The sequence below is a fragment of the Nocardioides korecus genome (genome assembly GCF_054778395.1).
The window spans coordinates 80,044-95,940 of record NZ_BAAGZO010000010.1 but is presented as its reverse complement, the minus strand read 5'-3'; the positions used below and the strand labels follow the sequence as shown (position 1 = coordinate 95,940).

General features: G+C 75.5%; 13 protein-coding genes. 7 read left to right on the top strand and 6 right to left on the bottom strand.

Annotated elements, in window-relative coordinates:
* Window positions 1-8 precede the first annotated feature (8 nt).
* The 7 genes from ACYVDA_RS18370 to ACYVDA_RS18340 all read left to right on the top strand — a co-directional run bounded on the left by ACYVDA_RS18370 (window position 9) and on the right by ACYVDA_RS18340 (window position 8,406).
* Window positions 9-2,177 (top strand): VWA domain-containing protein, encoded by a 2,169-nt coding sequence (locus ACYVDA_RS18370; protein WP_460819929.1) that lies wholly within the window; start codon window positions 9-11, stop codon window positions 2,175-2,177.
* Window positions 2,177-2,791: a cob(I)yrinic acid a,c-diamide adenosyltransferase gene (cobO, locus tag ACYVDA_RS18365; RefSeq protein WP_460819928.1), complete on the top strand. Its 615-nt coding sequence runs from the start codon at window positions 2,177-2,179 to the stop codon at window positions 2,789-2,791. The genes ACYVDA_RS18370 and cobO overlap by 1 nt, the downstream gene beginning before the upstream one ends.
* The gene (locus ACYVDA_RS18360) at window positions 2,788-5,253 is read left to right on the top strand and encodes a cobyrinate a,c-diamide synthase (RefSeq protein WP_460819927.1); all 2,466 of its coding nucleotides are present in this window, start codon (window positions 2,788-2,790) and stop codon (window positions 5,251-5,253) included. Before cobO ends, ACYVDA_RS18360 begins: the two co-directional genes overlap by 4 nt.
* Before the next feature lie 145 nt (window positions 5,254-5,398).
* Entirely contained in the window at window positions 5,399-5,614 is a 216-nt protein-coding gene (locus tag ACYVDA_RS18355) for a CbtB domain-containing protein (protein WP_460819926.1), read from the top strand.
* 153 nt (window positions 5,615-5,767) lie between these two features.
* Window positions 5,768-6,550: a CbtA family protein gene (locus ACYVDA_RS18350; RefSeq protein ID WP_460819925.1), complete on the top strand. Its 783-nt coding sequence runs from the start codon at window positions 5,768-5,770 to the stop codon at window positions 6,548-6,550.
* A 36-nt stretch (window positions 6,551-6,586) separates the two neighbouring features.
* Entirely contained in the window at window positions 6,587-7,369 is a 783-nt protein-coding gene (locus tag ACYVDA_RS18345; RefSeq protein WP_460819924.1) for an adenosylcobinamide-GDP ribazoletransferase, read from the top strand.
* Complete coding sequence (locus ACYVDA_RS18340) at window positions 7,366-8,406, top strand: cobalamin biosynthesis protein (protein WP_460819923.1); 1,041 nt, start codon at window positions 7,366-7,368, stop codon at window positions 8,404-8,406. Before ACYVDA_RS18345 ends, ACYVDA_RS18340 begins: the two co-directional genes overlap by 4 nt.
* On the opposite strand, the gene ACYVDA_RS18335 is transcribed toward ACYVDA_RS18340, so the two are convergent.
* Genes ACYVDA_RS18335 through cobN form a run of 6 tightly spaced genes read right to left on the bottom strand, consistent with a single transcriptional unit; the run spans window position 8,336 to window position 15,851 of the window.
* A complete protein-coding gene (locus ACYVDA_RS18335; protein ID WP_460819922.1) occupies window positions 8,336-8,863 on the bottom strand; it encodes a bifunctional adenosylcobinamide kinase/adenosylcobinamide-phosphate guanylyltransferase in 528 nt (175 codons plus the stop codon). The genes ACYVDA_RS18340 and ACYVDA_RS18335 overlap by 71 nt on opposite strands.
* Window positions 8,860-9,618 carry a cobalt-precorrin-6A reductase gene (locus ACYVDA_RS18330; protein WP_460819921.1) on the bottom strand — a complete coding sequence of 253 codons (759 nt, stop codon included), beginning with the start codon at window positions 9,616-9,618 and terminating at the stop codon, window positions 8,860-8,862. Before ACYVDA_RS18330 ends, ACYVDA_RS18335 begins: the two co-directional genes overlap by 4 nt.
* A complete protein-coding gene (locus ACYVDA_RS18325; protein WP_460819920.1) occupies window positions 9,615-11,117 on the bottom strand; it encodes a cobyric acid synthase in 1,503 nt (500 codons plus the stop codon). The genes ACYVDA_RS18330 and ACYVDA_RS18325 overlap by 4 nt, the downstream gene beginning before the upstream one ends.
* Window positions 11,117-11,458: a hypothetical protein gene (locus ACYVDA_RS18320; protein WP_460819919.1), complete on the bottom strand. Its 342-nt coding sequence runs from the start codon at window positions 11,456-11,458 to the stop codon at window positions 11,117-11,119. The genes ACYVDA_RS18325 and ACYVDA_RS18320 overlap by 1 nt, the downstream gene beginning before the upstream one ends.
* Entirely contained in the window at window positions 11,455-12,255 is an 801-nt protein-coding gene (gene cobF, locus ACYVDA_RS18315) for a precorrin-6A synthase (deacetylating) (RefSeq protein WP_460819918.1), read from the bottom strand. Before cobF ends, ACYVDA_RS18320 begins: the two co-directional genes overlap by 4 nt.
* Entirely contained in the window at window positions 12,252-15,851 is a 3,600-nt protein-coding gene (gene cobN / locus ACYVDA_RS18310) for a cobaltochelatase subunit CobN (RefSeq protein WP_460819917.1), read from the bottom strand. Before cobN ends, cobF begins: the two co-directional genes overlap by 4 nt.
* Window positions 15,852-15,897: the final 46 nt, after the last annotated feature.

Below are 15,897 nucleotides of genomic sequence, written 5' to 3'. Positions count from 1 at the left end.
AGCCTCCCATGCCACTGCACTTCCCCTTCAGCGCCGTCGTCGGTTCCGACGACATGGCGCTGGCCCTCGTGCTGACCACCATCTCCCCCGACGTCGGCGGCGTGCTGGTGCGTGGGGAGAAGGGCACCGCCAAGTCGACCATCGTGCGCGCCCTCGCGGCGGTGCTGCCCCCGATCGAGGTGGTCGCCGGCGACCGCTTCTCCACCGACCCCCGGGACCGCTCGGCGCTCTCCCCCGACGGGCCCTACCCGGTCGACGTGCCGACGCAGACCAGGCCGGTGCGGCTGGTGGAGCTCCCCGTCGGCGCGACCGAGGACCGGGTGCTGGGCTCGCTGCACCTGGAGCGGGCGCTCTCGGAGGGCAAGGCCGAGTACGAGCCCGGGCTCCTGGCGCGCGCCCACCGCGGCATCCTCTACGTCGACGAGGTCAACCTGCTCCACGACCACCTCGTCGACCTGCTCCTGGACGCGGCCGCGATGGGCCGGTCCACCGTCGAGCGCGACGGCGTCTCGATGGAGCACGCCGCCCGCTTCGTCCTGGTCGGGACCATGAACCCCGAGGAGGGCGAGCTGCGGCCCCAGCTCCTCGACCGGTTCGGCCTCACCGTCTCCGTGGCGGCCCCCCGTGACCCGGCGTCCCGGGTCGAGGTGGTGCGGCGCCGGATGGCCTTCGACGCCGACCCCGAGGCGTTCGTCACGGCGTACGCCGACGCCGAGTCCGCCCTGACCACGCGCATCCAGGCGGCCCAGGAGCTGGTGCCCGTCGTTGCGCTCGACGACGACGCCCTGCTGACCATCGCCACGGTCTGCGCGGCCTTCGAGGTCGACGGGATGCGGGCCGACATCGTGACCGCGCGCACCGCCGTGGCGCACGCCGCCTGGCACGGGCGCCGCTCGGTGACCACGGCCGACATCCGGGCCGCCGCCCGGCTGGCCCTGCCCCACCGCCGCCGACGCAACCCCTTCGACGCCCCGGGCCTCGACGAGGAGCTGCTCGACCGCTTGCTGGGTCCTGACGAGCCCGACCCGGAGCCCCCGCGGGACGACCCGGACGGCTCCGAGACGACCGACGCGACCGGGGCCGGCGAGGACGGCGCGGGTCTGGACGCCACCGACGAGACCGGCCCGGGCACACCCGACGACGGTCCTGCCGACCCCGGGCCCGACGGTGCGAGCGACGGGACCGACCCGGCCGCCTCGCAGGGGCCGACCGTCGAGCCCTCGGGCGAGGCTGCGCCCGAGACCGCCGACGAGCCGTCCCGGCCGCCCGGGACCGCACCGACCGGCGAGGGCGCCGGCACCGTCGTCGGGGCGCAGGACGCCTACCGCACCAGGCTGTTCACCGTGGCCGGCACCGGCGCCGGCGAGGGCGGACGCCGCAGCCGGGCCGTCACCGAGTCGGGCCGTCGGACGGGCTCCCGTCCCAGCACGGCCGGTGCCGGCGGGCCGGTCCACCTCACCGAGACCATCCGTGCCTCCGCCCCCCACCAGCACGCCCGCGGTCGCGTCGGCGGCCGCCTGCTGCTGCGGCCCGAGGACCTGCGCGTGGCCACCCGGGAGGGACAGGAGTCCAACCTGGTCCTGTTCTGCGTCGACGCGTCGGGCTCGATGGCCGCGCGCCGCCGGATGGAGCAGGTCAAGACCGCCATCCTGTCGCTGCTGCTCGACGCGTACCGCCGGCGTGACAAGGTCGGGCTGGTCACCTTCCGCGGGCACGAGGCCGACCTGGCCCTGCCGCCCACCCGGTCGGTCGACATCGCGGCCGCCCGGCTCGAGGGTCTCCCCGCCGGAGGCCGGACCCCGCTGGCCGAGGGCCTGCTCGAGGCCGGCCGCGTGGTGCGCCTCGAGCGGGTCCGCGAGCCGCGTCGCCGCGCGCTGCTGGTCGTGGTGACCGACGGGCGCGCCACCGCGGGTCCCGACGCGGTGGCCCGCTCCCGTCGGGCCGCCGCCCAGCTCGCCGAGGACGGCGTCGCCGCCGTCGTGGTCGACTGCGAGAGCGGCGCCCTGCGGCTCGGCCTGGCCGAGGGCCTCGCCGCGGCCCTGCGGGCCGAGCACGTCCCTGTCGCCGAGGTCAGTGCCGCCGGCCTGACCTCGCTGGTCGAGGACCGGGTCGGTCCCGACGCCGCCCCGCGGCACCCCGGCACCGTCCGTCACCCCACCGATCGAGGAGCAGCCTGATGCCCCAGGGCAAGCCCGTCACCGTCCCCGACGACGGTCTCAGCACCCGCGAGCGCCGCGAGCAGCCCCTGCTGATGGTGCACACCGGCGACGGCAAGGGGAAGTCGACCGCCGCGTTCGGCCTGGCCATCCGCGCCTGGAACCAGGGCTGGGACATCGGCGTGTTCCAGTTCGTGAAGTCGGCCAAGTGGCGCATCGGCGAGCAGAGCGTCCTGGAGCGGCTCGGCGAGCTGCACCGCGAGACCGGCGAGGGCGGCCCGGTGGAGTGGCACAAGATGGGCGCCGGTTGGTCGTGGTCCCGCAAGGCCGGCGACGAGACCGACCACGCCGCCGAAGCAGCCGAGGGCTGGGCCGAGGTCAAGCGCCGGCTCGCCGAGGAGACCCACGACCTGCTGGTCCTCGACGAGTTCACCTACCCGATGCAGTGGGGCTGGGTCGACGTCGAGGACGTCGTCGAGACCCTCGCGAACCGGCCGGGCCGACAGTTCGTGGTCGTCACCGGGCGGCGCGCGGACCCCCGCCTGGTCGAGGTGGCCGACCTGGTCACCGAGATGACCAAGGTCAAGCACCAGATGGACCGCGGGCAGAAGGGCCAGCGGGGCATCGAGTGGTGACCGCCGCCGGTCGCCTCCCCCGGATCGTCGTCGCGGCGCCGGCCACGGGGCAGGGCAAGACCACCGTCGCCATCGGGCTGATGGCCGCCCTGACCCGGGCCGGCCACGTGGTCAGCGGGCACAAGGTGGGGCCCGACTACATCGACCCCGGCTACCACGCCCTGGCCTGCGGACGTCCGGGGCGCAACCTGGACCCGCACCTGGTCGGCGAGCACCGGGTCGCGCCCCTGCTGCTGCACGGCGCCGCGGGGGCCGACGTCGCCGTCGTCGAGGGCGTGATGGGACTGCACGACGGGCGCATCGGCGGCGACGGCTTCTCCTCCACCGCCCACGTCGCCACCCTGACGCGCAGCCCCGTCGTCCTGGTCGTCGACATCTCGCGCTCCTCGCGCAGCATCGGCGCCGTCGTGCACGGTCTCGCGACCTACGACCCGCGCACCGAGGTGGTCGGGGTGATCCTGAACAAGGCCGGCTCGCCGCGCCACGCCCGCGAGGTGGCCGACTCCGTCCGGCTGCCGGTGCTGGGCACGGTCGGGCGCGACGACGCGTTCTCCGCCCCGTCGCGGCACCTGGGGCTGGTCCCCGCGGCCGAGCGCGACGAGGCCCGGCACGCCCTCGACCGCCTCGCGGACCACCTCGCCGACGTCGTCGACCTCGAGCGCGTGCTCGAGGTCGCTGCGACCGCCCCCGACCTCGAGGTCGCCCCCTGGGACCCGCGAGCCGAGGTCACCGCCTCCGGCACCGGGCGGCCCGTGGTGGCCGTGGCGGGCGGTCGGGCCTTCACCTTCCGCTACGCCGAGACCGAGGAGCTGCTGCGGGCCGCGGGGTGCGACGTGGTGCCCTTCGACCCCATGGTCGACCCCGAGCTCCCGCAGGGGACCCGGGGCGTCTACCTCGGGGGCGGCTTCCCCGAGGTGCACGCGGCGGCGCTGACCGCCAACGTCCCGCTCCGCGCCGCCCTGCGGGCAGCCGTCGAGGCCGGCGTCCCCACCGTCGCCGAGTGCGCCGGGCTGCTCTACCTGTGCGCGTCGGTCGACGGCCAGCCGATGGTCGGCGCGCTGCCGGCGGCCGCGGAGATGACGCCACGGCTCACGCTGCGCTACCCCACCGTGGTCGCCACCTCGGACTCCCTGCTGACCCGCGCCGGGGAGTCGGTGACCGGCCACGAGTTCCACCGCACCCACACCGAGCCCAGCGCCGGACCGGCCCCCGCCTGGACCGTGGACGGGCACGACGTCGGCTTCACCTCCGACACCCTGCACGCCTCCTACCTGCACACCCACTGGGCCGGGCACCCCCACCTGGCCCAGCGCTTCGCCGACGCCGTCCACGCCTGCACCGCCGAGGTCCGCCCGACCCCCTGGTCCCCCGTCGAGCCCGTCGAACCGGCGTACGCCGAGGCGACCAGCACCTCGGCATCCCCACCCGCAGCCCCCGCGGACCCGCTCCTGCACCACGGGGACGCCGAGGTGGCCGACGGGCTGCTCGACCTCGCGGTCAACGTCTTCCCGGGACCGCGACCGCGATGGCTCGACGACGCCCTGCGAGCGAGCCTGGAGCACCTCGAGCACTACCCCGACCCCACCGAGGCGCGGGCCGCCCTGGCCGAGCGCCACCAGCGACCGGCTGAGGAGGTGCTGGCCACCGCGGGTGCCGCCGAGGCGTTCACGCTGCTGGCCCGGGCGCGCCCCTGGAAGCTGCCTGTGGTGGTCCACCCCCAGTTCACCGAACCCCACGCCGCCCTGCGACAGGCCGGTCGGACCGTCCACGTCGCGCACACGTCGGCCGACGACGGGTTCTCGCTGCGCTCGGCGCACGTCCCCGAGGAGGCCGACCTGGTCGTCGTCGGCAACCCGACCAACCCCACCGGCGTCCTGCACCCGGGCGCGGACCTGCGCCGGCTGCTGCGCCCCAGTCGGCTCGTGGTGGTCGACGAGGCGTTCATGGACACCGTGCCGGGGGAGGTCGAGACCCTCACCGCGGAGCGGCACCCGGGGCTGGTGGTGGTGCGCAGCCTGACCAAGCACTGGTCCGTGCCCGGTGTGCGCGCCGGCTACCTGCTGGGCGACCCTGCGGTCGTGGCCGAGCTGCGCGGGCAGCAGGTGCCGTGGTCGGTCTCCACCACCGCCGCGGCCGCGATGGTCGCCACCGCCACCGACATCGCCCGGGTCGACGCCGAGCACCGCGCGAGCACCTTGGCAGGCTGGCGCACGACCTTGGAGGAGGGCCTGGACGCCGCCGCGGTCCCCCACGTCGCGTCGTCCACCTCGTTCGTGCTGGCCCAGGTCGGCGAGGGCGTGCACGCCGGTCTGCGCGCCGCCGGGATCGCCGTACGACGGGCCGACACCTTCCCCGGGCTGGGTCCGGACTGGGTGCGCATCGCCGTGCGTCCGGAGGCCGTGACGCTCCGCCTGCTCGACGCGCTGAGGGGCCTCTCGCGTCGAGGGGTCCCCATCCCCTAGGGTGACCGTGCGGGCACGAGGAAGCCGGTGGGAATCCGGCACAGTCGCGCTACTGTGACATCGCCTCAGACGGCGGTGGAGTCAGACCCGAAGGTCCGCACCACACCCCATCGAACAGGGACGCACTCATCCCTGAGGAGGCCACATGTCGCACCCCACCACCGCTCCGGTCACCGGAGTCGAGGTCCCCACCATCCCGCTCGGACAGCTCGCCCCCTGGGCCCTGTTCCTCGGCCTCCTGGCCGCGCTGGTGCTGTTCTTCGTCGGCGTCGAGCAGGGCGCCCTCTCCGTGTTCTCCGGCACGGCGATCCACGAGTTCGCCCACGACGGACGGCACCTGCTCAGCTTCCCCTGCCACTGACGGCTGCTCCTGGCACCCGCCCGGGTGCGACCCGGTGCGCGGGGCCCCTCAGGTCCTCGCGCACGGGGTCGACCGGTCGCGGGTCCGCACTGACCTCCCCGCGCCCCGGGCACGGAGTCGTGCCCGGGACCGCGTCACCCGATCGGATCGCAGATGACCGCCCGCACCTTCCTCGTCCACGGCCTGCTGGCCGGGCTCCTCGCCGGGTTCGCCGCCTTCGCGGTCGCCTTCGTCGTCGGGGAGCCCCAGCTCCAGGCCGCCGTCGACCTCGAGGAGTCCCACGCCGCCCTGGTCCACGTCCACGCGGGAGCGTCGGCCGCTCACGCCCCCGCCCACGGTGACGGGGAGGTCGTGTCGCGCAGCACCCAGCGCACCTGGGGGCTGCTGACCGGCTCGGTGGCCGTCGGCACCGCCCTGGGCGGCGTCGTGGGGCTCGTCGCCGCCGGCGTCCTCGGACGACTGGGTCGGCTCACGCCACGTCAGTCGACCGCCACGGTGGCCCTGACCGGCTTCGTCGCCTTCGCGCTCGTGCCGTTCCTGAAGTACCCCGCGAACCCGCCGGGCGTCGGCTCGGGCGACACGATCGGGAGCCGGACGGCGACGTACTTCGCCTTCGTCCTGATCTCGGTGGTGGCCGCGATCGCGGCCACCGTCCTGGGGAGCCGGCTCACGGCCCGGCGGGGCGCCTACACCGGCGTGCTGGTCGCCGCAGTGGCCTACCTCGTGGTCGTGGTGGTGGCCGGGACCTTGCTCCCCAGCGACGACGAGCTCGGCACCTTCCCCGCCGACCTGCTCTGGTACTTCCGCCGCGCCTCGCTGGCCACGCTGCTCACGATGTGGGGGGTCCTGGGCGTCGTGCTGGCCGGCCTGGTGGGGCGGGAGCACGCCAGGACCCGCGCCGCGCAGGAGCGGCGCGCGTTCGCGGCGTCCCTGTGAGGCGGACGCGCCCGGCGAGCCCGTCCGGGGGTCGCGGTGCCTGACGCGCTGCGGCTCGCGCTCGGCACGCTCACCGTCCTCCGGGTGCCGGCCCCGCGACAGGTCACCCCGACCACGGCGGGCCGCGCGGCGCTGCTGGCCCCGCTGGCGGTGCTGCCGCTGGGCGCGGCCGTCTCGCTGGTGCTCTGGGGCAGCCGGCAGCTCGGCCTCGCGCCGCTCGTCCCGGGGCTCCTCGCCGTCGGTGTGCTCGTGCTCGGCACACGTGCCTTCCACGTCGACGGGCTCTCCGACACCGCCGACGGTCTCACCGCCTCCTACGACCGGCAGCGCTCGCTCGACGTCATGCACACCGGGACCTCCGGGCCGGCCGGAGGCGCCGCCGTGCTGCTGGTCCTGGGGCTGCAGGCCGCCGCGCTGACCTGGCTCGACCTCACCCCGGACGGCCCCTGGCTGGCCGGGGTGATGGTGTGCGTGTCGCGGTGCTGCCTGGCCGCGGCGTGCGCGCGCGGCGTCCCGGGCGCGCGCGCCGACGGGCTCGGCGCGACCTTCACCGGCTCGGTCGCCGTGCCGGCCGCCGTCGCCACCGGGGTGCTCGCGCTCCTGGTCAGCGGTGCCGCCACCGACGCCACCGGCGGGTCCTTCACCGGCGGGGTCGTGGCCGCGCTGGTCGCCGGCCTGGTCGTGGCCCTGCTCGTGCGCCGGGCGGTCACCCGCCTCGGCGGGGTCACCGGTGACGTCCTCGGTGCGTGCGTCGAGGTGTGCCTGGCCGTGCTGCTGGTCGCGGTGAGCGGGTCGGTCCCCGTCCACGTCGCCGGATGAGGTCGCGGAGCCGTGCAGGTGCGTCTCGAACCTCCCTGCCGACGCGGGCGCTGGGCCTCGCGCTGGGCTTCGCGGCGGACCGGGTGCTCGGCGACCCGGCACGCTGGCACCCCGTCGCCGGGTTCGGCCGCACCGCTGCGGCGCTGGAGGCCCACTCCTGGGCACCACGGCGCGGCCGCGGGGCGGCGTACGCCGGGGTGCTGGTGGGCGGCGCGGTCCTGCTCGGCGCGGTCGTCGAGCGCGGGAGCCGGCCCGGGTCCGCGGCCCACGTCGTGGTCACCGCGGCCGCGACCTGGGCGGTGCTGGGCGGCACCTCCCTGGACCGGGAGGGCCGCGCCGTCGCCGACCTCCTGGACCGCGACCGGCTCCCGGACGCACGCCGGAGGCTGACCCACCTGGTCGGACGCGACACCCGCGAGCTGAGTGCGGACGAGGTCGCCCGGGCCGTCGTCGAGTCGGTGGCCGAGAACACCTCCGACGCCGTGGTGGCCCCGCTCGTGCTCGGCGCGGTGGCCGGGGTGCCCGGCCTGCTGGGCTACCGCGCCGCCAACACCCTCGACGCCATGGTCGGCCACCGCAACCCGCGCTACGCCGAGTTCGGCTGGGCCTCCGCTCGCCTCGACGACGTGCTCAACCTGCCCGGCGCCCGGGTCACCGCGCTCCTGGCTGCAGTCCTGGGACCCTCCCCGCGGGGAGCGCTGCGCGCCTGGCGACGCGACGCCGCGGGCCACCCGAGCCCCAACGCCGGCCCGGTCGAGGCGTCCTTCGCCGGCTCGCTGGGCCTGCGGCTGGGCGGCACCAACCGCTACGGCGACCGGACCGAGCACCGCCCCGTCATGGGGTCGGGACGACCCCCGGCCGTCGGCGACGTCGACCCCGCCCTGGCCCTGGCGCGTCGCGTCGACCTGGCGGCAGCCGCCCTGGCGGTGCTCGTCGCCCTGGCCCCACGCCGTCGGACGGGCGGTCCTACAGCACCAGCACCCGGCCGGCGACGACCAGGTGGACCTCGTCGCAGGCGGCTCCGACCCGCTGGTTGACCGTGCCGAGGAGGTCGCGGAACAGCCGGCCCGAGCGATGGGCCGGGACCACACCGAGGCCGACCTCATTGGTGACCAGGACGACCGGTCCGGCCGCCCGCGCGAGCGCCTCGACCGCCGGGTCGAGCCGCGCCGCGACCACGGCGTGCACCTCCGGGCTCGGACGGTCCCACGCGCCGGCCTCGTCCAGCACCGCGGTGAGCCAGGTGCCGAGACAGTCGACGAGGACCGGGCCCGACCCGGCGAGGGCAGCGGCGAGGTCGCGCGACTCCAGGGTCGTCCAGCCGGCCGGCCGCCGCGCCCGGTGGGCCGCCAGCCGGGCCACCCAGTCGGGGTCGGGGTCCTCGGCGGCGGTCGGGCCGGGCGCCACGTAGGTCACCCCCGGCTGCCGGGCCAGCAGCGCCTCGGCGTGGGAGGACTTGCCCGAGCGCACTCCCCCGGTCACCAGCACCTTCACGGGTGGCTCCTCGAGGCCAGCACCGGGTCGACCCAGGCCAGGACCGAGTCGACGTCCGCCACGGCCGCGACGCCGGCGGGCCCCTCGGGACGGCGTACGACGACCACGGGCACGCCGAGCGCACCGGCGGCCACGAGCTTGGAGCGGGTGTGGTCGCCGCCGGAGTCCTTGGTCACCAGGGCGTCGGCGCCGTGGTCGGTCAGCAGGCGGAGCTCCCCGTCGAGGTCGTAGGGGCCCCGGTCGTGGAGCAGGTGCCACGCCGCCGGGACCGCCACCTCGGGCGGCTCGACGACCCGCACGAGCGCAGCGTGAGCCGCCAGCGGACCCACGAACGCCGCCAGCGGCTGCCGTCCCACCGTGAGGAAGGGGCGCCGGGACAGGTCCCGGGTCGCGCGGGCGGCCTCCTCGTGGGTGTCCACCCAGCTCCAGCGCGCCGCCGCAGGATCCTCGGCCCACCCGGGCCGGGCCAGGCGCAGCAGCGGCACCGACTCGGCGGCGCAGGCCGCGGCCGCGTGGCCCGAGATCCGGGCCGCGAACGGGTGGGTCGCGTCGACGACGGCGGCGGGAGCCTCCGAGCGCAGGTGCGCGCGCAGGCCCTCGACCCCGCCGAACCCGCCGATCCGCACCTCGCCCTCCGGCAGCCGCGGCCGCGTGACCCGCCCCGCCAGCGAGGAGGTCACCGCGACTCCCCGGCCGACCAGGCGGGCGGCGAGCTCGCGCGCCTCGGCCGTGCCGCCGAGGACCAGGACGCTCACCGGTGGGATCCCGGCGGGAGCAGCGGCAGACCCTCGGGGGCGCCGTGGACGGCCAGGTCGTGCAGGGCGTCGACGTCGAGGTGCTCCTCGACCAGGTCGCCGAGCAGGTCCAGACGGCGCTCCCGGGCCGCGGGGAAGCTGACCTCCGAGGGCAGCCGGGTGTGGCCGACCGCGGCCGCGACCTCGGCCAGCAGGGCCCCGCGCAGCTGGTCGCCCTCCAGGCTGCCGTGCCACATCGTGCCGAAGACGGCACCGGACCGGGCGCCGCCCAGGAACTCCTCGCCGCCACCGCGGGTGACCCGCCCGTGGTGGATCTCGTAGCCGCTGGCGGGCACGCCCAGCGCCGACCCGGTCGGCAGCCGCAGCACCTTCTCGGCGCCGAACTCGGTCACCACGTCGAGCAGGCCGAGGCCCTCCACGACGGTGCCGGGGGCGACCTCGACCCCGTCGGGGTCGCGGACCTCGCGGCCCAGGGCCTGGAAGCCGCCGCAGATCCCCAGCACGGGTCGTCCGGCCCGGGCGTGGGCCTGGACCGCGCGGTCCAGGCCGCGGGACCGCATCCACGCCAGGTCCGCGACGGTGGCCCGGGTGCCCGGCAGCACGACGAGGTCGGCGTCGCCCAGGGCCCGGGGGTCGCTCACGAAGGTGACGTCGAGGTCGGGCTCGAGGCCGAGCGCGTCGACGTCGGTGAAGTTGCTGATCCGCGGCAGCCGCACCACCGCGACCCGGAGCTGCCGACCCGGGCCCGCGGTGCCGGCCGCCCGGCGACCCTCGAGGTCGAGGGCGTCCTCGGAGTCCAGCCACAGGCCCGGGTGCCAGGGCAGCGTGCCCAGCACCGGCCGGCCGGTGAGCTCCTCCAACGACCGCAGGCCGGGTTCGAGCAGGGACTGGTCACCGCGGAACTTGTTGACCACGAAGCCGGCCACGAGCCGCTGGTCGGCAGGCTCGAGCAGGGCGACGGTGCCGAGCATCGCCGCGAACACGCCCCCGCGGTCGATGTCGCCCACGACGACCACGGGAAGGTCGGCGTGCCGCGCCAACCCCATGTTGACGTAGTCGCTGGCGCGCAGGTTGATCTCCGCCGGGCTGCCGGCGCCCTCCGCGACCACCAGCTCGAACCGCGCGGCGAGGTCGTCGTACGCCGTGAACGCCGCCTGCGCCAGGTGGCGGCGGCCGTCGACGAAGTCGGCCGAGGAGACCGACCCGGCGGGGCGGCCCATCACGACGACGTGGCTGACCCGGTCGCCCCCGGGCTTGAGCAGCACCGGGTTCATCGCCGGCTCCGGCTCGACCTGCGCGGCGCGGGCCTGCACCCACTGGGCGCGTCCGATCTCGGCGTGGCCGTCGGGGCCTGCGCAGACCATCGAGTTGTTCGACATGTTCTGTGCCTTGTACGGCGCGACCGCCACCCCGCGCCGCGCGAACGCCCGGCACAGCCCGGTGGTGACGATGCTCTTGCCTGCGTCGGAGGTGGTGCCGGCGACCAGCAGGGCGCCCATCAGCGGGTGCCCCGCCGGTCCTGGGCGAACCGGTGCGGCTCCAGCTCGCGCGGGAGGTCACCGCCCTCGCGCACCCACGCCACCAGCGCGGTCGTGGTCCGCGTGGCCAGCACCCCGCCGAGCCAGATGTCGGTGGGCCGTCGGCCGCGGGTGAAGTCACGCACCAGCACCACGTTGCTGCGGTCGCACTGGTCGAGGCAGTCGACGACCCGCACGCGGACACCGTCGCCCTCGGCGGCCAGCAGGGCGTCGCGCTGGCCGTCGTGGTCGGTGCGGGGGTGCTTGTCCGTGCCGCAGCAGCAGTCGCGGCACAGCATCACGTCGCGGTCGGGGCGGGTCACGCGTCCCCCTCGTCGTACGCCGGCAGCCGTCGCAGCAGGAACACGTCCATCACCCAGCCGGCCGCCACCCTGGCCCGCTCGCGAGCCGCCTCGACCTGCGGCCACGCCTCGTCGACCTGCCCGGTGACCAGCTCCTCGCTGGCGGTGCCGAGGTTCGCGCCCCACCAGATCCACCAGTCCTCGAGACCGGCCAGGTCGATGGTGCGGTTCAGCATGACCACCAGGTTGTCCTGCCCGGCCGCCACGGCCTCCCGCAGCCGACGCCCGGTCGTGACGTGCAGCGGCTGACCCACCTCGTGGAGCACCACCCGGTGGCGCGCGGCGAGCAGCTGGATGCTGGAGATGCCCGGCACCACGTCGACCGCGGCCTCGACCCGACCACGGGCCAGGACCCGGTCGACGACCCGGATGGTGGAGTCGTAGAAGGCCGGGTCGCCCCAGACCAGGAAGCCGGCGTCGCCCGCGTGGGCCAGGAGTGCCTCCTCGAAGGCGATGGCACGGGCCTCGTGCCAGCGGTCGACCACCTGCTCGTAGGCCCGGGCCGAGGCCGTGCGGTCGACGCGGCGCTCCCGCTCGGGGTCCTCCACGCGCACGACCACGGGCGGACCGTCGAGGTGGCGGTCCAGGAGCCGCTCCCGCGCGTGCACCAGCGGGTCCGGCATGCCCCCGCGCGCGGACTTGTCCGAGACGACGAAGAAGTCGACCTCGCGCATCGCCCGCACGGCCTCGAGGGTCACCTGGTCGGGATCACCCGGCCCGACGCCGATCAGCCGGATCCGTCGTGTCCCGGCCGTCACCGGCCACGGTCCTCGAGGTCGCCCTCGAGGTCGAGGTAGACCTGCTGCATCTCGGCCAGGGTCACGGGGTCCGGCGACTCCCACAGCCCGCGCTCGACCGCCTCGTGCAGCTTCTCCACGATGCCGCGCAGCGCCCAGGGGTTCGAGCGGCGCATGAAGTCCTGGTTGGTCTCGTCCAGGACGTACTCACGGGCCAGCGTCTCGTACATCCAGTCGTGCACCACGCCGGTCGTGGCGTCGAAGCCGAAGAGGTAGTCGACCGTCGCGGCCAGCTCGAAGGCCCCCTTGTAGCCGTGCCGCTGCATCGCCCCGATCCACCGTGGGTTCACCACGCGGGCCCGGAAGACGCGGTTGGTCTCCTCCTGCAGGGACCGGGTGCGCACCGCGTCCGGCGTGGTCGAGTCGCCGACGTACGCCGCGGGCGCCGAGCCGGTGAGCGCGCGCACGGTCGCGACCATGCCGCCGTGGTACTGGTAGTAGTCGTCGCTGTCGGCGATGTCGTGCTCGCGGGTGTCGATGTTCTTGGCCGCGACCTTGATCCGCCGGTAGTTGGTGCGCATGTCCTCGGCCGCGGGTGCCCCGTCGAGGCCGCGGCCGTAGGCGAAACCGCCCCACGCGGTGTAGACCTCGGCGAGGTCGTCGTCGGAGCGCCAGTTGCCCGACTCCATCACCTGAAGGATGCCGGCCCCGTAGGACCCGGGCTTGGAGCCGAAGATCCGGCTGGTCGCGCGGCGGTGGTCGCCGTGGGCGGCCAGGTCGGCCTGGGCGTGGGCGCGCACGAAGTTCTGGTCGTCGGGCTCGTCGAGGGCGGCGACCAGCTGCACCGCGTCGTCCAGCATCGCCAGCACGTGCGGGAAGGCGTCCCGGAAGAAGCCGGAGATCCGCACGGTCACGTCGATGCGCGGCCGACCCAGCTCGGCCAGCGGGACGACCTCGAGGTCGTCGACCCGGCGCGAGGCCATGTCCCACGACGGGCGGACGCCGAGCAGCGCCAGCACCTCGGCCACGTCGTCCCCCGACGTGCGCATGGCGCTGGTGCCCCACACGGACAGGCCCACCGACTCCGGGTAGGTGCCGGTGTCGACGAGGTACCGCTCCACCAGCGAGTCGGCCATCGCCCGGCCGGTCTCCCAGGCCAGGCGCGAGGGCACGGCCCGGGGGTCGACGGTGTAGAAGTTGCGTCCGGTCGGCAGGACGTTGACCAGCCCGCGCAGGGGCGAGCCGGAGGGCCCGGCCGGGATGAAGCCCCCCTCGAGAGCGTGCAGGACGGCGTCGAGCTCGTCGGTCGTCCGCGCCAGGCGCGGCACCACCTGCTCGGCCGCGAAGGCCAGCACCTGCTGCACCACCGGGTCGTCGTGCAGCTCGACGGCTGCGCCGGCGTCCCAGCCGAGGTCCTCCATGCGCTGCACCAGGGTGCGGGCCTGCTCCTCGACCGCGTCGACGGCGGAGGTCGCCTCCGCCCCCTCCTTCAGGCCCAGGGCGGCTCGCAGCCCGGGCACCGCCGCGGTCTCACCGCCCCAGACCTGCGAGGCGCGCAGGATCGAGAGCACCAGGTTGACCCGGGCCTCTCCCCCGGGTGCCTGACCGAGCACGTGCAGCCCGTCCCTGATCTGGGCGTCCTTGATCTCGCAGAGCCAGCCGTCGACGTGGAGGATGAAGTCGTCGAAGGACTCGTCGTCCGGTCGCTCCTCCAGGCCGAGGTCGCGGTGCATCTCCGCGGCGTGCATCAGGGTCCAGATCTCGCCGCGGATCGCCGGCAGCTTGGCCGGGTCCATCGCCGCGATGTTGGCGTGCTCGTCGAGGAGCTGCTCGAGCTTGGCGATGTCGCCGTACGTCTCCGCGCGCGCCATCGGGGGGATCAGGTGGTCCACGATCGTCGCGTGCGCGCGACGCTTGGCCTGCGCACCCTCACCGGGGTCGTTGACCAGGAACGGGTAGATCAGGGGCAGGTCCGCGATCGCGGCGTCGGTCGCGCACTCGGCGGAGAGGGCCGCGTTCTTGCCCGGGAGCCACTCCATCGAGCCGTGCTTGCCCAGGTGCACCACCGCGTGGGCACCGAAGCCACCCTCGTCCTGGGCGGCCCGCAACCAGCGGTAGGCGGCCAGGTAGTGGTGCGAGGGGGCCATGTCGGGGTCGTGGTAGATCGCGACCGGGTTCTCCCCGAAGCCCCGCGGCGGCTGGATCAGCAGCACCACGTTGCCGGCCGTGATGGTGGCCAGGACGATCTCGCCGGCGTCGTTGACGAACAGCTGGCCCGGCGCCTCCCCCCAGGTGGCGCTGATGGAGTCCATCAGCGTCCGGGGCACGTCCGAGGTCCAGCGCAGGTAGTCCTCGGCCCGGATCCGCACGTGCGCGTCGGTGAGCTGGGCCTGGGTCAGCCACTCCTCGTCCTGGCCGCCCGCGTCGATCAGGGCGTGGATGAGGGCGTCGCCCGCCTCGGTGTCGTCCTCCAGGTCCAGGCCGGGGATCGACCCGTCGGGGCCCAGGTCGTAGCCCGCCTGCGCCATCCGGCGCAGCAGGCGGATGGTCGACACCGGGGTGTCCAGCCCGACCGCGTTGCCGACCCGGGAGTGCTTGGTCGGGTACGCCGAGAGCATCAGCGCGACCCGCCGCTGCGAAGGCGGGACGTGGCGCAGCAGGGCGTGGTTCACCGCGATGCCGGCCACGCGGGCGCTGCGCTCGGGGTCCGCCACGTAGCGCGGGAGCCCGTCCTCGTCGATCTCCTTGAAGCTGAACGGCGCGGTGATGATGCGCCCGTCGAACTCCGGGATGGCGATCTGGTTGGCGGAGTCCAGCGGCGTGACGCCCTCGTCCGAGGCCAGCCACTCCTCGCGGCTGCTGGTCAGGCACAGACCCTGGATCACGGGGATGTCGAGCGCTGCCATCCGCTGCACGTCCCAGGCCTCGTCGTCACCGCCGGCGCTGGCCCCGCTCGGGGTCGTCCCACCGGCGGCGAGGACCGTGACGACCAGCGCGTCGAGGGTGCCGAGCTCGGCGTACAGCTCGTCGGGCGCGGAGCGCAGGCTCGAGGAGAAGATCGGTACGCCGACCGCCCGGCCCGTCGCGTCGATGGCGTCGGCCAGGTCGTGGGCGAAGCGGTGGTTGCCGCTCGCCTCGTGGGCCCGGTAGAAAAGCACGCCCACCCGGGGCAGGTCGGGGTCGGCCGCGGGCCGGTCCAGCACACCCCAGGCCGGGATGGTCACCGGCGCGTCGAAGCCCTCGCCGGTCAGCAGCACCGTGTCGGAGAGGAACGCGTGCAGCTGGGCGAGGTTGGCCGGTCCGCCCTCGGCGAGGTAGCGGTGGGCCTCGGCCGCCACGCCGATCGGCACCGACGACATCTCCATCAGCTCGGCGCTCGGGGTCTGCTCCCCGCCCAGCACGACCATCGGCATGCCGGTCTCCCGGATCCGGGCGAACCCGGTGCAGAGGTCCTGGGGCGAGCCGAGGATGCGGCCGACGACGAGGTCGGCGCCCTCGATGACCTGCGCCATCGACTGGTGGCCCGGTCGGGACGGGTTGGCCCAGACGTAGTCGGCGCCGGACGCGCGCGCCGACAGCAGGTCGGTGTCGGAGGTGGACAGGAGGGCGATCAGCATGTTTCTCCCTGGGGGTTCTCGCCCCTCGTCGGCGGAGGTCCCGTGG